This window comes from Pseudomonas sp. GW821-FHT10B02, from assembly GCF_059415665.1.
Map to the genome: position 1 here is coordinate 139,704 of NZ_JBWKNR010000016.1, position 16,512 is coordinate 156,215.

15 protein-coding genes are annotated in these 16,512 nt (G+C 60.7%); 8 read left to right on the forward strand and 7 right to left on the reverse strand.

What is annotated here, in order from left to right; genetic code table 11:
- Nucleotides 1-118: 118 nt before the first annotated feature.
- Nucleotides 119-1,126, forward strand: a complete 1,008-nt coding sequence (locus AC07OF_RS22795; protein WP_157193267.1) for a FecR family protein — start codon at nucleotides 119-121, stop codon at nucleotides 1,124-1,126.
- A gap of 30 nt (nucleotides 1,127-1,156) precedes the next feature.
- Here AC07OF_RS22795 and AC07OF_RS22800 read toward each other — a convergent pair whose 3' ends face one another.
- Nucleotides 1,157-2,476 (reverse strand): Na+/H+ antiporter family protein, encoded by a 1,320-nt coding sequence (locus AC07OF_RS22800; protein WP_157193268.1) that lies wholly within the window; start codon nucleotides 2,474-2,476, stop codon nucleotides 1,157-1,159.
- A gap of 259 nt (nucleotides 2,477-2,735) precedes the next feature.
- Between AC07OF_RS22800 and AC07OF_RS22805 the strand changes: the two genes are divergently transcribed.
- Nucleotides 2,736-4,883 carry a methyl-accepting chemotaxis protein gene (locus AC07OF_RS22805; RefSeq protein WP_495073472.1) on the forward strand — a complete coding sequence of 716 codons (2,148 nt, stop codon included), beginning with the start codon at nucleotides 2,736-2,738 and terminating at the stop codon, nucleotides 4,881-4,883.
- Between the two features lie 37 nt (nucleotides 4,884-4,920).
- Here AC07OF_RS22805 and AC07OF_RS22810 read toward each other — a convergent pair whose 3' ends face one another.
- A complete protein-coding gene (locus AC07OF_RS22810; protein WP_157193270.1) occupies nucleotides 4,921-6,873 on the reverse strand; it encodes a S8 family serine peptidase in 1,953 nt (650 codons plus the stop codon).
- A 181-nt stretch (nucleotides 6,874-7,054) separates the two neighbouring features.
- On the opposite strand from AC07OF_RS22810, the gene AC07OF_RS22815 reads away from it, so the two are divergent.
- The 4 genes from AC07OF_RS22815 (at nucleotide 7,055) to AC07OF_RS22830 (ending at nucleotide 10,868) form a co-directional block, all read left to right on the forward strand.
- Nucleotides 7,055-8,062, forward strand: coding sequence for an ABC transporter substrate-binding protein (locus tag AC07OF_RS22815; RefSeq protein WP_157193271.1), 1,008 nt, complete (start codon nucleotides 7,055-7,057; stop codon nucleotides 8,060-8,062).
- Entirely contained in the window at nucleotides 8,059-8,925 is an 867-nt protein-coding gene (locus AC07OF_RS22820; protein WP_157193272.1) for an ABC transporter permease, read from the forward strand. Before AC07OF_RS22815 ends, AC07OF_RS22820 begins: the two co-directional genes overlap by 4 nt.
- Before the next feature lie 48 nt (nucleotides 8,926-8,973).
- Nucleotides 8,974-9,840 carry a LysR family transcriptional regulator gene (locus AC07OF_RS22825; protein ID WP_495073473.1) on the forward strand — a complete coding sequence of 289 codons (867 nt, stop codon included), beginning with the start codon at nucleotides 8,974-8,976 and terminating at the stop codon, nucleotides 9,838-9,840.
- A gap of 110 nt (nucleotides 9,841-9,950) precedes the next feature.
- Complete coding sequence (locus AC07OF_RS22830; RefSeq protein WP_157193274.1) at nucleotides 9,951-10,868, forward strand: AEC family transporter; 918 nt, start codon at nucleotides 9,951-9,953, stop codon at nucleotides 10,866-10,868.
- 52 nt (nucleotides 10,869-10,920) lie between these two features.
- Here the strand turns inward: AC07OF_RS22830 and AC07OF_RS22835 are convergent, their stop codons facing one another.
- The 5 genes from AC07OF_RS22835 to AC07OF_RS22855 all read right to left on the reverse strand — a co-directional run bounded on the left by AC07OF_RS22835 (nucleotide 10,921) and on the right by AC07OF_RS22855 (nucleotide 14,733).
- On the reverse strand, nucleotides 10,921-12,021 hold the full coding sequence (locus tag AC07OF_RS22835) for a polyamine ABC transporter substrate-binding protein (RefSeq protein WP_157193275.1): 1,101 nt from the start codon (nucleotides 12,019-12,021) through the stop codon (nucleotides 10,921-10,923).
- A gap of 108 nt (nucleotides 12,022-12,129) precedes the next feature.
- Nucleotides 12,130-13,446, reverse strand: a complete 1,317-nt coding sequence (locus AC07OF_RS22840; RefSeq protein WP_157193276.1) for a sensor histidine kinase — start codon at nucleotides 13,444-13,446, stop codon at nucleotides 12,130-12,132.
- Nucleotides 13,443-14,111: a response regulator transcription factor gene (locus tag AC07OF_RS22845; RefSeq protein ID WP_157193277.1), complete on the reverse strand. Its 669-nt coding sequence runs from the start codon at nucleotides 14,109-14,111 to the stop codon at nucleotides 13,443-13,445. The genes AC07OF_RS22840 and AC07OF_RS22845 overlap by 4 nt, the downstream gene beginning before the upstream one ends.
- Nucleotides 14,111-14,425 carry a PepSY domain-containing protein gene (locus AC07OF_RS22850; RefSeq protein ID WP_157193278.1) on the reverse strand — a complete coding sequence of 105 codons (315 nt, stop codon included), beginning with the start codon at nucleotides 14,423-14,425 and terminating at the stop codon, nucleotides 14,111-14,113. The genes AC07OF_RS22845 and AC07OF_RS22850 overlap by 1 nt, the downstream gene beginning before the upstream one ends.
- The gene (locus AC07OF_RS22855; RefSeq protein WP_157193279.1) at nucleotides 14,425-14,733 is read right to left on the reverse strand and encodes a PepSY domain-containing protein; all 309 of its coding nucleotides are present in this window, start codon (nucleotides 14,731-14,733) and stop codon (nucleotides 14,425-14,427) included. Before AC07OF_RS22855 ends, AC07OF_RS22850 begins: the two co-directional genes overlap by 1 nt.
- Before the next feature lie 159 nt (nucleotides 14,734-14,892).
- Between AC07OF_RS22855 and AC07OF_RS22860 the strand changes: the two genes are divergently transcribed.
- Both AC07OF_RS22860 and queD read left to right on the forward strand, forming a co-directional pair.
- Nucleotides 14,893-15,972 carry a patatin-like phospholipase family protein gene (locus tag AC07OF_RS22860; protein ID WP_157193280.1) on the forward strand — a complete coding sequence of 360 codons (1,080 nt, stop codon included), beginning with the start codon at nucleotides 14,893-14,895 and terminating at the stop codon, nucleotides 15,970-15,972.
- Nucleotides 15,973-16,024: 52 nt separating this feature from the next.
- Complete coding sequence (queD, locus tag AC07OF_RS22865) at nucleotides 16,025-16,381, forward strand: 6-carboxytetrahydropterin synthase QueD (RefSeq protein ID WP_157193281.1); 357 nt, start codon at nucleotides 16,025-16,027, stop codon at nucleotides 16,379-16,381.
- Nucleotides 16,382-16,512 lie beyond the last annotated feature (131 nt).

Below are 16,512 nucleotides of genomic sequence, written 5' to 3' on the forward strand. Positions count from 1 at the left end.
CAGTGCTTTTACCGGACTTTTCACGGTAAAAAATCTTACAACTGATAGTCATTCGCCATTATCCCGGGTTCTCGCCGCCTACGCTGCAAGGGTAGAATAGGCAAAACCGGGAGCCTCGATGAACCACACCAGCCACAGCGCCGACGAATACGATGCCATCACCGATGCCGCCGCGCATTGGTGCCTGCGTTTGCAAGCTGAGGACTGCACAACAGCCGAGCGCCAGGCGTTTGAGCAATGGTTGGCTGCCGACCCGCTGCATGCCCAGGAATACCAGGCCATGCTGGATATCTGGCAGACCGCAGATCATCTGCCGCGCAGCGCCACACCCGGTAATGTCATCAACCTACCCCGGCGGCGTCAAAGCGCCTGGCGCCACTATGCCTCGGCCGCTGCCATCGCTCTGGTGGCGCTGCCGGTCGGTGCCTGGGTCGGCTGGGAACAAGGTTGGCTGCCTAACCATTATCAGTACCTGGAAAGCGGCGACGCCATCAGTCATGTCGTACTCAGCGATGGTAGCCAGGTCGAACTGAACCTGGGGACCGAACTACGCTTCACCAACTACAAGGACCAGCGCCGGGTCACTCTGGTCAAAGGCGAAGCCTTCTTCAAGGTCCGGCACGACAGCCTGCACCCCTTCGTAGTGCATGCCGCCCAGGGCCAGACCCGCGTCACCGGCACCCAGTTCAATGTCTGGAAGTATGAAGATCAGGTCAAAGTGACCCTGCTCGAAGGTTCGGTACTGGTCAGCAGCGATGCCAATGACAGCGATGGGGGCTATCGCCTGGGCCCCGGCATGCAGGCAAGCTACCAGGCCGGCGACTACGAACCGCGCTTGAGTCAGACCTACGCCCATGACACCAGCCTGGCCTGGCGCAATGGCAAGCTGATCCTCGACAACCTGAGCCTGGCCCAGGCCCTGCCGCAGATCAACCGCTACCTGGAGCAGCCACTGCTGCTGGCCGACGAAAACACCGGCAGCATTCGTATCAGTGGCATTTACGATACGAAGCAGATCAAGCGTCTGGTCAGCAACCTGCCCAAGGTGTTGCCGGTCTATCTGACCCGCAACAAGGACGGCAGCATGCTCCTCAACCGCATCTCGCCACCGCCGGCACGGGGCTGAGCCTTACGCTCAACCCCTCGTTGCTGCGCACTACAGTGTCATTGCCGCCAGCCAGCCGAACGCCAGCAGTGGCAGGTTGTAGTGAATGAAGGTCGGCACCACGGTGTCCCAGATGTGGTGATGCTGGCCGTCTACGTTCAAGCCTGAGGTCGGGCCCAGGGTCGAATCCGAAGCCGGTGAGCCGGCATCGCCCAGTGCACCAGCGGTGCCGACGATGCACACGGTGGCGACCGGGTCAAAGCCCAGCTGCACACACAGCGGTACAAAGATCGCGGCAAGAATCGGCACCGTGGAAAACGACGAGCCGATGCCCATTGTCACCAGCAGCCCCACCAGCAACATCAGCAGTGCTCCAATCCCCTTGCTGTGGTCGATCCACACTGCCGACGTCTCGACCAGGCTCTTGACCTCACCGGTAGCCTTCATGACCTCGGCGAAACCGGAGGCGGCAATCATGATGAAGCCGATCATGGCCATCATTTTCATGCCTTCGGTAAACAGGTCATCGGTGTCCTTCCAGCGCACGATGCCCGATACCGAGAAAATCAGAAAACCGACCATGGCGCCGATGATCATCGAATCCAGCCACAGCTGAATGATGAACGCCGCTGCGATGGCAACCCCGGCAACCAGCAGGGTCAACGGGTTGTAGCGCACCGCCACCTGCTCGACCTGCTCGATTTTTTCCAGGTCATAGACACGCTTTTTGCGGTAGCTGAAAAACACCGCCAGGAGCAGGCCGAAAAGCATGCCCGCCGCCGGAATGGCCATGGCGTGGGTGACGTTGACCGCGCTGACATCCACCCCGCTACGGCTGACGTTGGCCAGCAGAATCTCGTTGAGGAAGATGTTGCCAAAACCCACCGGCAGGAACATGTAAGGCGTGATCAAACCAAAGGTCATCACGCAGGCCACCAGGCGCCGGTCGATCTGCAGCTTGGTCAGCACATAGAGCAGCGGCGGCACCAACAGGGGAATGAACGCAATGTGGATCGGCAGAATGTTCTGCGAGGAAATCGCCACCAGCAACAGCAAGCCGATCAGAAGCCATTTGACCTTTCCACCATCGGCATGCCCTTGCTTGCCAACCATCGCCAGGGCGCGGTCGGCCAGGGCATGGGCCATGCCAGACTTGGCAATCGCCACCGCAAAGGCACCCAGCAAGGCATAGGACAAGGCCACGGTGGCACCGCCGCCGAGCCCACCGTTGAATGCTTTGAGCGTTCCTTCGATTCCCAGGCCGCCCACCAATCCGCCAGCCAGCGCGCCGACGATCAGGGCGATCACCACATGCACGCGGGACAGACTCAAGATCAGCATGATGCCGACCGCGGCAATTACTGCATTCATTCCTGTGACCTCTAGAAACCAGACAAAAAGCGACCGATTCGGCGACAAACTGCCCGCGAGCAGTGGCCGAACGACGGGTATTTTTATGGAGGGCGCACACTCTGAAGCAGGCCCTCGCGCTTGTCAAAGCTCACTGGGCGATTGCTGTCGTAGGAATGCACGAAAACGACGCATTTAAATTGATCGTTTGAATAAAGAAAGCGACGTATCCGCCGATAACGTCGGCAGCCTCAATCTTTTTGGATCAAAGGACTTCGCCATGTCGTTCAGACAACTTTCCATTCAGTGGAAAATCACCCTGCTCGCCGGTTTGTGCCTGGCCAGCATCGTTACCCTGCTGGTGGGCCTTTCGTTGTACCGCATGGGACACAGCTCGGAGCTGGTCAAGACCAGCAGCATGCAGATGCTCACCGAGTCAGCCCAGGGACGCATCGAATCCCAGGGCGAAGTCCAGGCCTTGAACATTCGTCGCCAGTTCATGGATGCCTATCAGTACGGTGCCGGTTTCGCCCGTCAGGTCCTGTTCCTGCGCGAACAGGCCGAAAAGCGCTTTCTCGACGCCTTCGACCTGCGCGAGGACCTGACCCGTCAGGTACGCGCCGCCTTGCAGGCCAACCCCGACCTGCTCGGCCTGTCACTGGTATTCGAACCCAATGCGCTGGACAACAAGGACGAACTGTTCGTCAACCAGGAGCAACTGGGCAGTAACGAAAAAGGTCGCTTTGCCCTGTACTGGTCGCAACCGACGCCAGGCCAGCTGACCTCCATGGCCCTGCCGGAAAAAGACATGGCCGATACCAGCATCGGCCCCAGCGGCGAGCCGGCCAACACCTGGTCAGTGTGCCCACGCACCACCCGCAAGACCTGCGTGATTGAACCGTACTTCTATGAGATCAACGGCCAGCAGGTGCTGATGACCAGCATCGTGTTCCCGCTGATGGTCGCCGACAAGGTAGTCGCCACCCTGTCCATCGACATCAACCTGAACAGCCTGCAGGCCATGAGCCAGCAATCCAGCCGCAACCTCTACCAGGGCCAGACCCAGGTGAGCATCCTCAGCCCCGTGGGCCTACTGGCCGGCTACAGCCCGGATGCCGGCAAACTGGCCCAGCGCTTTGACCAGGTCGATGCCGAGAAAGGCGCCGAAGTGATCCGCCTGCTGGCTGACAGCACGCCCATTCACAGCATCCATCACAAGCAGCGCCTGAAGGTCCTGGCTTCCTTTGCCCCGATCCCGGGCGGCAAGTCCTGGGGCGTGCTGCTCGACGTTCCGGAAAGCGCCCTGACCGGCCCGGCCGAGGCCCTCAAGCAGGAACTCGACCGCAGCAACACCAGCGGCACCCTGATCGAGCTGGGCCTGGGCGCGTTGGCGGCCATCGTCGGCCTGCTGCTGATCTGGCTGATGGCCCGCGGCGTGACGCGGCCGATCCTCGGTGTCGCGGCCATGCTCAAGGACATCGCCAGTGGCGAAGGCGACCTGACCCGTCGCCTGCAGTACGACAAACGCGACGAACTGGGCGAACTGGCCGGTTGGTTCAACCGCTTCCTGGACAAACTGCAGCCGACCATTGCCGAGGTCAAGCGCTCGGTCCAGGCGGCCCGCGACACCGCCGACCAGTCTTCGGCGATTGCCAGCCAGACCAGCGCCGGCATGGAGCAGCAATACCGTCAGGTCGATCAGGTCGCCACCGCGTCCCATGAAATGAGCGCCACTGCCCAGGACGTTGCCCGTAGCGCGGCCCAGGCTGCCCAGGCAGCCCGCGACGCTGATCAGGCCACTCGCCAGGGCCTGTCGGTCATCGACCGCACCACCACCAGCATCGACACCCTGGCCGCCGACATGAGCACCGCCATGGCCCAGGTCGAAGGCCTGGCCGAGAACAGCGAGAAGATCGGTTCGGTGCTGGAAGTCATCCGCTCCATCGCCGAACAGACCAACCTGCTGGCCCTCAATGCCGCCATCGAAGCCGCCCGCGCCGGTGAAGCAGGCCGCGGCTTCGCCGTGGTCGCCGATGAGGTACGCAACCTCGCCCGCCGCACCCAGGAATCGGTGGAAGAAACCCGTCAGGTCATCGAAGAACTGCAGGCCGGTACCCGCGAAGTAGTGGGTGCCATGGACAGCAGCCATCGTCAGGCGCAAGGCAGCGTCGAGCAGGTCAGTCAGGCGGTCACCGCCTTGCAGCAGATCGGCGATGCGGTCACGGTGATCAGCGACATGAACCTGCAGATCGCCAGCGCCGCCGAAGAGCAGAGCGCCGTAGCCGAGGAAATCAACAACAACGTGGCGACCATCCGTGACGTAACCGAATCCCTCAGCGGACAGGCCAACGAATCGGCGCGGGTCAGCCAGTCGCTCAACAGCCTGGCCAACCAGCAACAGGGATTGATGGATCAGTTCCGGGTCTGAGGCGTAACCCCTGGCGAGCGACGGTTACGCTTGCACATCAGAGCTCATCCCTGGGCGAGTGGAACCTGCCACCGCCCAGGATCTGATCGAGCAGGACCAAGGCGGCATGGACATTCGGCCTTGCCCCCATCGGCAGGACCGACGAATGTGGCAACGTGGCATCCAGGTAACCCGCTTGCATAACCAGCAGGTGCATTTGATCAGCGTTCAAATAGACATGATGCTGCTCCATGGCATAGGACTGGATCAACGTGAGCGCGCCGGTGACCAAAGGCGTGGCGCTTGAGGTCCCACCATAGTTCGAGGTGTAATCCCTGTCGTTACCGGACTTGTCTTGCAGTCGATCTGGCCCTGAACCGAGCGTAGCCACGCTGTCCCCCCAGGCATTGAGCATCCGGTGCGGGTAGGCAAAGTTCGAGTATTGATGGGGTTTACCATCCCATGACTGACAGGCGCCTATCAGGATGGCATTGGCATCTCCATGATCATGGAAATACGGCCATTGCGAGAAATTGACGCCATATCCCGCCGTGGTGCCTTTGTCGGCAATCGTTTCGGTACTGCCATTGCCCGCCGCGAAGAGCACCACCGCACCTCGCTCGGTCAACGCTTTTGCCATGTCCCACCAGTCCCGCTCATGTATCGACGGCAAGAACGTCGTCAACACATTCACATTGGCCGAATGGCGATTGATGGCGACGATGTCACCGGGTTCGACATGGCGCAGAAGATCCTTCGGCGTCCGGGCACGGGAATCCTGATCCCGGGCCTTGTTGTTGTAGAGATACAATTCGCTGGCGTGGCACATGCCGGTCATGCCGATGCCGTTGGGCGTAGCCAGCAGGATTCCCACTGATTTGGTTCCGTGGTTGGGGTCACCATTGGGTTCCAGGGTAATGATCTTGAGGTTGGGATTGCCTCGCAGGTCTTCATGGTCTGGAAACAGCCCGCCATCTGAAAAGTGCACCCGGGCCCCCTTCCCCCTCACCTGCTTAGCCCATGCCTTGCGGACATTCATACCCTGGTATCTGGGGCCGGGTTCATCCAGGTAGGTTTGCAACGGCTCGAAGTCCGGAGTGGGTTGTGCGTCGTCATAGGCGTTATTACCTGCCACCACGGCAGCGCCCGTGATCAGTGTTGCCAGCGCGACGGCAGCACCAAGAATCAGGTTGCCTGGTTCGAGGTCAGGGGGCACGAAGTGAAGAGATTCAAGGTACTCCAGCGCTGCCAGGGTCTTGATCAGCGTCACATAGGTGTCGTTGAGCATACTCGCGGGCTGCTCCAGGTAGCAGTAATCCCTGAGTGCTACGAGTTTTTCGTCAAGACGCTCCTGCTGCTCCAGGAAAGGCCGGGGGTCGATTACCTCCTTCAGCCTGGGCCAGAGGCGCACGAGGCTGGAACCTGAGTCAGGCTCAAGCTCGGACAGGAATCGCTCAAAGCCTCCAACATTGAACTTGAGCACCAAAGGCGGGTAGGACTTGCCGGGTTGCGCATAAGGGAACGATTCCAGCAATTCGCCATACGGGTCCACCACCTGCACCAGGCCAGCAGGTTCGTTGCCCTGCTCATCCGCCACAGACCGCCTGCCCCTGCCTCTGGCGGCATCAACCGGCACAGTGTCGAGAAGGCCTCTGCTCAGTTCGCCTTCGCTGATGTCAATGATCAAGGGCGTCATCTCCAGCGAGCGAGAAGAGTCGACAGGCAGATCCGACACATCATCCATCACCCTGATCCGCGGCCTGATCGTGTAGGTACCTGTCGCCGTCTCGGTGTGCAGCGTGGCCGGACAACCGTGATCGACCAGTGCACCGCTATAGGCCTGAGAATGCACGGACTTGGCATCGACCTGCTTCGGGCCTTCAGGTCCGGCCCTCTCCAGCTCATAACGGATGCTTTTCACTTTGCTCAGGCCACTGCCGATACAGCGCACGTGGAATTTTCCATCGAAACGAAAATTGCGGTAGTAAACGAAGCTCACATCAAGATTCATAGGTTCAACCTTCCGTGTTTGCACCCGTACCCTTCGCCGGGCATGCCAACACGCATGCTCACACCTGGCCTGGTCAGGTGTGCAGATAGAAGGCGTTCCAGAACACCTGTGCCCGGGCAGTGCGCAACACCTCGTCGTCTACACTTGCCCGAACCCGTAGACCGCCAATGACGAGGCCCTGATGAAAAGCATCCCGACGCTGCTGGCCGGCCTGTTGCTCGCTCTAGGCCTGGCTAGCGCTACGGCCAACGAACCACGCAAGCCCATCCACTTCGGCGACATCACCTGGGAAAGCGGCAGCCTGACCACCGAAATCCTGCGCCTGATCGTCGAGAAGGGTTACGGCTACCCCACCGAAACCCTCCCCGGCAGCACCGTGAGCATGGAAGTGGCCCTGGCGCGCAACGACATCCAGGTGATTGCCGAAGAATGGGCCGGTCGCAGCCCGGCCTGGGTCAAGGCCGAACAGGCCGGTCAGGTGTTCGCCATCGGCGACACGGTGAAGAACGCCGATGAAGGCTGGTATGTACCTGAATACGTGATCAAGGGGGATGCTGCTCGCGGCATCAAGGCCCTGGCTCCGCAGTTGCACGCGGTGGATGATCTGAAGCAGTACAAGGACGTCTTCAAGGACCCGGAGACACCTGACAAGGGCCGCTTCCTCAACAGCCCCAGCGGCTGGACCTCCGAGATCGTCAACAGCCAGAAGCTCAAGGCCTATGGCCTGGACAATGACTACGTGAACTTTCGCAGTGGCTCCGGTGCCGCCCTGGATGCCGAAATCACCTCGGCGATCCGCCGCGGTAAGCCGGTGCTGTTCTACTACTGGTCGCCTACCCCGTTGATGGGCCGCTTCTCTCTGGTTCGCCTGGAAGAGCCGCCATTCAACGAAGCGGCCTGGAAGACCCTGACCGACGCCAACAACCCCAATCCACAAGGCTCGCGCTCACTGCCCGCGAAGTTGTCGATCGGTGTCTCCGCGCCTTTTCGCAACGAGTATCCGCAACTGGTCGAGTTCTTCGCCAAGGTCGACATCCCCATCGACACCTTGAACAAAGCCCTGGCGCAGATGAGCGAAAAACGCGAATCTCCCAAGGATGCCGCGCTGAAATTCATGCGTGATCATCCGGCCACCTGGAAAGCCTGGCTGCCCAGCGAAGTCGCCGAACGCGTCGAGGCCGGCTTGTGAGTGGAGGCTTTCCGGAAACCCTGCACGTCTCCTTCGCCGACAGCGTCAACCGCTTCGTCGACCGGCTGGTGTTGGCTTACGGCGATCAATTGCGCAGCGTCTCCGAAGGCCTGCTGCAATTGCTGGTCGCGCTGGAAAACCTGTTGCGTGCAACACCCTGGTGGTTGTTACTGCTGGTCGTCGCACTGCTCACCTGGCATGCCAGTCGCAGTGTGATCAGGGCGCTGGTGCTGAGCGGCTTGCTGTTTTTGATCGGGGTAATAGGTCTGTGGGACAAGCTCCTGCAAACCTGTGCTCTGGTGCTGGTGAGTACCGGGCTGTGCATTCTGATCGGTGTGCCTATCGGTGTATTGCTGGCCAGCCGGCCACGGGCACGCCAGTTGCTGTTGCCGGTACTCGATGTCATGCAGACCCTGCCCAGCTTCGTCTACCTGATTCCGGTGCTGATGCTGTTTGGTCTGGGCAAGGTCCCGGCGATTTTCGCCACCTTGATCTACGCGCTGCCGCCGCTGATCCGCCTGACCGAACTGGGGTTGTCACAGATCGATCCGTCCCTGACCCAGGCCGCCCAAGGGCTGGGTGCCGGACGCTGGCAACGCCTGCGCCGGGTCATGCTGCCACTGGCCATGCCGAGCATCATGGCCGGGCTCAATCAATCGGTGATGATGGCCCTGTCGATGGTGGTGGTTGCCTCGATGATCGGCGCGCGCGGCCTGGGCGAAGATGTGCTGGCGGGGATTCAGACCTTGAATGTCGGCAAGGGCATGGAAGCCGGGTTGGCGATAGTCGCGCTGGCGATGGTGATCGACCGGATTACCCAGGCCTATGGCCAGCCAAAGCCGGGGACTTTCAATCAACGTTGATCGACGCCATGATGAGCCTCCACTCCCCGGCATAATCGGAGCCCGCGTTTGTCGCTCAAAGCCCTGCGCACCCTGGTCACCATCGCTCGCCACGGCACCTTCGCCCGTGCCGCCGACGTCCTGAGCCTGACCCCCTCGGCGGTCAGCCTGCATATCCGCAGCCTGGAGGAAGAGCTGCAGGTCAGCCTGTTCGACCGTAGCCGGCGTCAGGTCAGCCTGACCGAAGCCGGGCATCTGGCGGTCGAGCGCGCCGAGGGAATCCTTGCCGCCTACGATGAGATGGCGGGCGCGCTGGTCAGTGGCCCAGGCCTGCGTGGCCGACTGAAAATCGGTGCCATTCACACCGCATTGGCCGGACGTCTGCCTGCGGCGCTGGTGCAGATCAAGGCCGAGCATCCACACCTGCATATCAGCGTGCTCTCGGGCATGTCCGCGGAGCTTGCCCGGCGCGTCGAGGACGGTGAACTGGATGCTGCCATCACCACCGAACCCGTACCTCCCTACCCGGCCAACCTGGACTTCACCCCGCTTTACCAGAACCGCTTCTGGGCCGTTGCCGGTCCGGGCTTTGCCGGGGCAAACCTGAGGGAGTTACTCGCCAGCCAGCCATTCCTGCGCTTTGACAAACGTGCCTGGGCCGGACGCATCATCGAGCAGGAACTGCGCAAACAACAGTTGCCGGTCAGCGAGCAGATGGAACTGGACAGCCAGCAAGCCCTGACGCACATGGCCTCGATGGGCCTGGGCGTGGCCATCGTGCCCCTGGCCGACGAAGACTTGCAGCACCTGCCCGCAGTGACCTTGCTGCCCTTTGGCGAACCCCAGCGCGTACGCCATGTCGGCTTGCTCGAACATGCCAGCAGCCGTCGGCGCCACCTGACCGCCGTACTGAAAAGCACCTTGGGCCAACCATGAAGTTTTCCTCAACGGTTGCTTGAGAATTCAGCGTTTTTTTCTTTCAATACCACAGGCTAGCCTGATGTCGACTCCCACAAGGGAGCGCTGACTGATAGGGAAATTGCCTGATGCTGAACCTGATCCTTGCCACCATCGTCCCCATCGCCCTGCTGATTGCGCTGGGCCGCTGGCTGCGGACCCAGGGGTTTCTGGGTGAGAGTTTCTGGCCAGCGGCCGAGCGCCTGAGCTACTTCGTGTTGCTCCCTGCGCTGTTCATGCATGGGCTGGCGACAGCCGACCTTACCGGCCTGCCGGTGTTCGACATGGTTGCGGTGTTGCTGCTGTCGACGCTGATTGGCGCCACCTTGCTGGTGCTGTGCAGGGGAGCAGTCGCCAGTGATGGCGCCAGTTTCACCTCGGTGTTTCAGGGCGGTGTGCGCTTCAACAACTACATTGGCGCGACGTTGGCCGCCGGGATTTATGGCACGGGCGGGATCGCCCTGGCTGCCGTGGCCAATGCCGCCATCGTGCCCACGGTGAACGTGCTGTGCGTCATGGTCTTTGCCCGCTACAGCGGTACGCGCAGTTCGGCTGCTGCTGTGATCAAGGCGATTTGCCGTAACCCACTGATCGTTGGCTGCGCAATCGGTATTGCCCTGCGCGTCACCGGAGCAGGGCTGCCAGCGGGCATCGAACCGACCGTGAAAGCGCTCGGTCAGGCAGCCTTGCCATTGGGCCTGCTGTGCGTCGGTGCCGCCCTGGGTAGCAGTGCTCAGGGGCTGGGCCCGCGTCCACTGCTGGCCGCCTCGCTATTCAAGTTCGTGGTGCTGCCACTGACAACCTTCGGGGTCTGTCGAGCACTCGGACTCAGCGGCCAGGCGGCAATCGTGGCCATTCTGTTCCAGGCCCTGCCGACCGCTTCGTCGTCCTATGTCATGGCCCGGCAAATGGGCGGTAATGCTCCGCTGATGGCCAACATCATTGCCTTGCAGACCTTGCTGGCGGCGCTGACACTACCGGTGATGCTGAGCCTGACGCTGGCTTGAGTCTGTCTGCAGATCGGCGGCGCAGTCCCTGTGCGCCGCCACCGCGTACTGATTACTTATCCGACTTGATGCTGGTCCAGACCCGTGTGCGCACACGTTCAAGCTTCTGCGGTAGCGGTTGCACCACATAAAGCTTGGCCAGGGCTTCCTGGGTTGGAGTCAGGTTCGGGTTGCCGGTGATTTCCGGCTTGATCAGCGCCAACGAATCTTTGTTAGCGTTGGGGTAACCGAGAAAATCACTGATCGGGGCGATGACTTTCGGGTCCATCAGGTTGTTGAGAAACTCATGGGCTTCGGCAACATTTTTCGCGCTTTTCGGAATCGCAAAGGTGTCGAACCAGATCGGTGCCCCCTCTTTAGGCAAGCGCCAGTCAACCACTACACCATTGCCCGCCTCCTTGGCGCGGTTGCCGAACTGGTAAAAGCTGCCGGAATAGCCGATGGCGACACAGATGTCACCGTTGGCGATATCGGTCATGTACTTCGCGGAGTTGAAGTAGGTGACATAGGGCCGGATCTTCAACATCAGGGCCTTGGCTTTTTCGTAGTCGTCAGGGTTCTGGCTGTTGGGGTCCAGGCCAAGGTAGTGCAAGGCAATCGGCAGAATTTCCGAAGGTGTGTCGAGCATGGCCACGCCACAGGACTTGAGCTTCTCCATGTTCTCGGGCTTGAACACCAGGTCCCAGCTGTCCACCGGCGCCTGCTCACCCAGCGCGGCCTTGACCTTGGCCGGGTTGAAGCCGATCAACACCGTGCCGTACATATAGGGTACACCGTACTGGTTACCCGGGTCGTTGCGGTCGAGGAGCTTGAGCAGTACCGGGTCCTGATGGCGCCAGTTGGGCAACTTGCTCTTGTCCAGTTTCTGAAAGACACCGGCCTTGATCTGGGTATCGAGAAACTGGTTCGAAGGCACCACCAGATCGTAGCCAGAGTTGCCGGTGAGCAACTTGGCTTCCAGGGATTCGTTGGTGTCGAAGGTGTCCCAGGTGACTTTGATGCCGGACTGCGCGGCAAAATCCTTGGGCACGGATGGCAAGATATAGTCCGCCCAGTTGTACACCCTCAGCTCTCGTACTTCGGCATGCACGGCGCCGGCCAACAGCGTCAGTGCCCCAACGCCGACAGCAAGCATACGTTTCAGTGTGGCCATGGATTATTCCCCCGAGTTTGGCCTTCTGATTCTTGCTGAGGGTTTTGACGGATCACAGTGTGTGGTTGGCCAAAAAGAGATCGTAATGGCCAATTTTCGTGGGCAGTGTTAACCCCTACGCGGCAACGCGATACTGACCTGTAACCCGCCAAGGGGGCTGTCCTGCAGTGTCATCTGCCCGCCCCAGACTTCGACGATGTCGCGCACGATGCCCAATCCCAGGCCATGTCCATCGACCTGCTCATCCAGTCGGGTACCGCGTTCGAGCACTTGCTGGCGATCAGACTCAGGAATACCCGGGCCATCGTCGTCGATCACCAGTTGATAGCGTTCGGCCTGCTCTTCGATCGTCAACCGCACTTCGCTGTCAGCCCATTTGCAGGCGTTATCCAGCAGGTTGCCGAGCAGTTCGAGCAGGTCCTCCCGGTCCCAGGGCAACAGCAGGCCGGGCGGCACGCGCTGGCTGAGTTCCAGGCCTTCGCCATGGATCATGCCCAGCGTCGAAAGCAACCCGGGCAGCTCGGCATCACAATCGAATTGCGCACCAGGCAGCGCATCGCCAGCCAGCCGGGCACGGTTGAGCTCACGACTCAGGCGCTGCTGGATCTGTTGCAGTTGCTCGCGCAGTTGTACGCGGACCTGCGGTGCGTCCTTCAAGTGTTCGCTGGAAGCCAGGCTCAGCAGCACCGCCAACGGCGTCTTCAGCGCGTGCCCGAGGTTGCCCAGGGCATTGCGTGAGCGGCGCAGGCTGTCTTCGGTGTGAGCCAACAGATGGTTGATCTGTGCGACCAGCGGCTCGAGCTCGCTAGGCACCTGGGTGTCGAGCTGCGAGCGCTTGCCTTGTTGCAACTGCGCGATCTGCCCGCGCACGCGCTCAAGCGGGCGCAATGAGCGGGTGACGGTGATGCGCTGCAGTACCAGTACCAGAATCAGGGCGACCAGGCCCAGGCCCAGGCCGATCTGCTGCATGCGGCGAAACTGATCGCGCACCGGGGTGTAATCCTGGGCGACACTGATCGAAATGGGCTGGCCGAAGCGCCGGTAATCGCTACGCAGCACCAGCAATTGCTGGTTCTCCGGGCCAAGCTGCAGATCGGTGTGCAGGCCGCTACTGGCTGGCGCAGGCATGTCCAGGTCCCAAAGCGACCGGGAACGCCAGCTGCCACCGTCGAAATCGATGCGAAAGTAATAGCCGGAGAACGGCCGCTGGTAGGCCGAGGAAAGCCGCCGCTCATCCAGCTCCAGGCCTGACTGTCCGCGCACCAGCGCGATCAGCAGGTTTTCGCTTTCCTTGCGCAAACCTGTCTCCAGGTAGCGCTGCAAGCCCACCTCGAACAACCACAGACTCAACTGCGCCAGGGCCAGACCTACCAGCACCAGTACCGCAATCAGGCCAAGACTCAAGCGTGCCTGGATCGACTTCACTCGGCACTCCCGGCATAGCGGTAACCTTGCCCGCGGCGCGTCTCGATGACGCTGCGGCCGAGCTTGCGACGCAAGTGATTGACGTGGACTTCCAGCACATTGGAATCGCGCTCGGTCTCACCGTCATAGAGATGCTCGGCCAGATGACTCTTCGACAGAATCTGCTGCGGGTGCAACATGAAGTAGCGTAACAGGCGAAATTCCGCAGCGGTGAGCTGGATATCGACGCCGTCACGGGTCACGCACTGGCGCCCTTCATCGAGTTGCAGGCCGGCCGCCTCCAGGGTTGGCTGATTGGCCAGGCCACGGGCGCGACGCAGCAACGACTGCACACGCAACATCAGCTCTTCCGGGTGAAAGGGTTTGCTCAGGTAGTCGTCGGCACCGGCCTTTAGCCCCTCGATGCGCTCCGCCCAGGAGCTGCGCGCAGTCAGAATCAGCACCGGCGTGACCAAGCCACCGGCGCGCCACTGGGCCAATACTTCAAGCCCTGACAACCCGGGCAAGCCAAGGTCGAGGATGATCAGGTCATAGGGTTCGCTGCTTCCCTGATAGACCGCGTCACGGCCATCAGCCAGCCAGTCGACCGCATAGCCCTGGCGCTGCAGGCCTTGGGTCAGTTCATCCGCCAGCGGGACGTTGTCTTCGACCAGTAACAGGCGCATCAGTCATCCTCCTCGTCTTTGAGCAACGCTCCATTGGATGCATCGAGTTTGATCTCGCGCACTACGCCTTCAGGGGTCAGCAATTCGACTTCGTACTCGTAGCGGCCGTGCTTGTGTTCCAGCTCCGCCTCCAGCAACTTCGCCCCGGGATAGCGTCCCAGGGCGTCATTGAGCAACTGCTCCAGCGGCAGGATTACGCCCTGCTGGCGTAACTGCAGGGCTTCGTCCTGATCAAGGTCACGGGCCGATGCCAGCGAACAAAGTACCAACAGCGCAACGAGTACCGTCTGCGCTGTTCGCGTGCAAACGCTCATTATTTGTCCTGGACGTCCTTGAGGATTTCACCGGTCTTGGCGTCCAGATCCACGTCCCATTCGACGTTCTGGGCATCGCGCAGATCGATCTTGTAGACCAGGCGACCGTAGACATCTTCCAGCTCGGACTCTTTGATCGTGGCGCCTGGATGCTTGGCCAGCGCTTTGGCATTCAAGTCATCCAGCGACAGGATGGTTTTGTCCTGAACCAGCTTGGTGACTTCATGCATAGGGATGTCTTTGGCCAGTGCGACATTGGCGCTCAGGGCAAGAGCAGCGGTCACGAACAGGGCAGTCAAAGTTTTCATGGTGTCTCTCCGTTGAGATCAATAATGTTTCTACGGGGCCTAGATTAACCAACCGAACTTAATTGAAGCTGAAAACAACTGGCGACATGATAGCGCACCCCTGCCCCACAACTGGACCGCTGTTCTTTATAATTGCCGGCTCCAGACAGCGAGGCCCGTATGAGCGCAATCCATATCAAGTACCCGGCCCTGACGCTCAAGGCCGGAAGTCGCGCCTTGCAGCGCATCCGCGAACGTGGATTACAGGCTGCCGATGTGGGTGTGCTACCGGGCGCCGCAGGCGGCCCCAAGGCCCTTGGCATACAAGGCCTGGACCTGGCCTTGTTCGGCCACTGGCTGCCCGGCGCCCCCCGTGAGCGAGCGTTGATCGGTGCATCCATCGGTTCCTGGCGCTTTGCCAGCGCCTGCCTGCCCAACCCGGCGCAAGCGTTGCAGCGCCTCGGAGAGCTTTATACCGAGCAGGACTTCGCCAAAGGCGTCACCCAGGCCGAGGTCAGCCGTAGCTGCCAGCGCATGCTTGATGAACTGCTACAAGGGCGTGACGCGCAGATCCTCGAGAGCCCCGATTACCGCCTTAACATCATGGTGGTGAAAAGCCATGGGCTGCTGGCACATGATCACCGCGCACGTTTGGGAATGGGGCTTTCTTCGGTTATTGCCGACAACTTGATCGGCCGTCCCCGACTGGCCCGCCACTTTGAGCGAATTATCCTCCACGATGCCCGCAGCAACCCGCCGCTGCAGCCCCTGACCGACTTTCCTTCACGTTGTCTGCCGCTGGATGTCGCCAACCTGCGCCATGCCTTGCTGGCTTCGGGTTCAATTCCAATGGTAATGGAGGGCGTACGCGATATTCCCGGCGTTGGTCAGGGCACTTACCGCGATGGTGGCCTGCTCGACTACCATCTGGACCTGCCGTACCAGGGCGACGACATCGTGCTCTACCCGCACTTTACCGATAAGGTGATCCCTGGCTGGTTCGACAAAGCCCTGCCCTGGCGGCGTGGCGATGCCCAACGCTTGCGCAATGTCCTGCTGCTGGCACCTTCCGCCCAGTACCTAGCCAGCCTGCCTTACGGCAAGTTGCCGGACCGTAGCGACTTCAAGCGCTTCATGGGTGATGCCGGCAGCCGCCAACGCTACTGGCACAAGGCAATCTCCGAAAGCCGGCGTCTGGGCGACGAGCTGCTTGAACTGATAGAAAGCGGCAGGCTGCACGCGCAACTGCAACCGCTGTAACGGTCATGCTGGTAAACTGCTTACCAGCATTGGCTTTCAGAGTTGAGACACCGTGGAAATTTTCAAAGAGTTCACCTTCGAGTCGGCACACCGTCTGCCGCACGTTCCGGAAGGGCACAAATGCGGCCGCCTGCACGGTCATTCGTTCAAGGTCGCCCTGCACCTGACCGGCCCACTGGACCCGCATACTGGCTGGATTCGCGACTTTTCCGAGATCAAGGCGATCTTCAAGCCGCTGTATGAACAGCTGGACCACAATTACCTGAACGACATTCCTGGCCTGGAAAACCCTACCAGCGAAGTGATCGCCAAATGGATCTGGGACCAGGTCAAGCCGTTGCTGCCAGAACTGTCCAAAGTGCGCATTCATGAGACCTGCACCAGCGGTTGCGAGTATCACGGCGACTGACTTGGTATTCGATGTAATGAAACCACCCTGCGGGGTGGTTTTTTTTGCCTGGTGTCTGTGGGAGCGGGGTGGAGCAGAAAAGACAAAACCCCTACCTGCATACGCAGATAGGGGTTTCGGAATTTAATCTT

Excerpts from the sequence above, each read along its gene's own strand:
- AC07OF_RS22795 (WP_157193267.1), top strand. The coding sequence starts at position 119 with ATGAACCACACCAGCCACAGCGCCGACGAATACGATGCCATCACCGAT.
- AC07OF_RS22800 (WP_157193268.1), bottom strand. The coding sequence starts at position 2,476 with ATGAATGCAGTAATTGCCGCGGTCGGCATCATGCTGATCTTGAGTCTG.
- AC07OF_RS22805 (WP_495073472.1), top strand. The coding sequence starts at position 2,736 with ATGTCGTTCAGACAACTTTCCATTCAGTGGAAAATCACCCTGCTCGCC.
- AC07OF_RS22810 (WP_157193270.1), bottom strand. The coding sequence starts at position 6,873 with ATGAATCTTGATGTGAGCTTCGTTTACTACCGCAATTTTCGTTTCGAT.
- AC07OF_RS22815 (WP_157193271.1), top strand. The coding sequence starts at position 7,055 with ATGAAAAGCATCCCGACGCTGCTGGCCGGCCTGTTGCTCGCTCTAGGC.
- AC07OF_RS22830 (WP_157193274.1), top strand. The coding sequence starts at position 9,951 with ATGCTGAACCTGATCCTTGCCACCATCGTCCCCATCGCCCTGCTGATT.
- AC07OF_RS22835 (WP_157193275.1), bottom strand. The coding sequence starts at position 12,021 with ATGGCCACACTGAAACGTATGCTTGCTGTCGGCGTTGGGGCACTGACG.
- AC07OF_RS22845 (WP_157193277.1), bottom strand. The coding sequence starts at position 14,111 with ATGCGCCTGTTACTGGTCGAAGACAACGTCCCGCTGGCGGATGAACTG.
- AC07OF_RS22850 (WP_157193278.1), bottom strand. The coding sequence starts at position 14,425 with ATGAGCGTTTGCACGCGAACAGCGCAGACGGTACTCGTTGCGCTGTTG.
- AC07OF_RS22855 (WP_157193279.1), bottom strand. The coding sequence starts at position 14,733 with ATGAAAACTTTGACTGCCCTGTTCGTGACCGCTGCTCTTGCCCTGAGC.
- AC07OF_RS22860 (WP_157193280.1), top strand. The coding sequence starts at position 14,893 with ATGAGCGCAATCCATATCAAGTACCCGGCCCTGACGCTCAAGGCCGGA.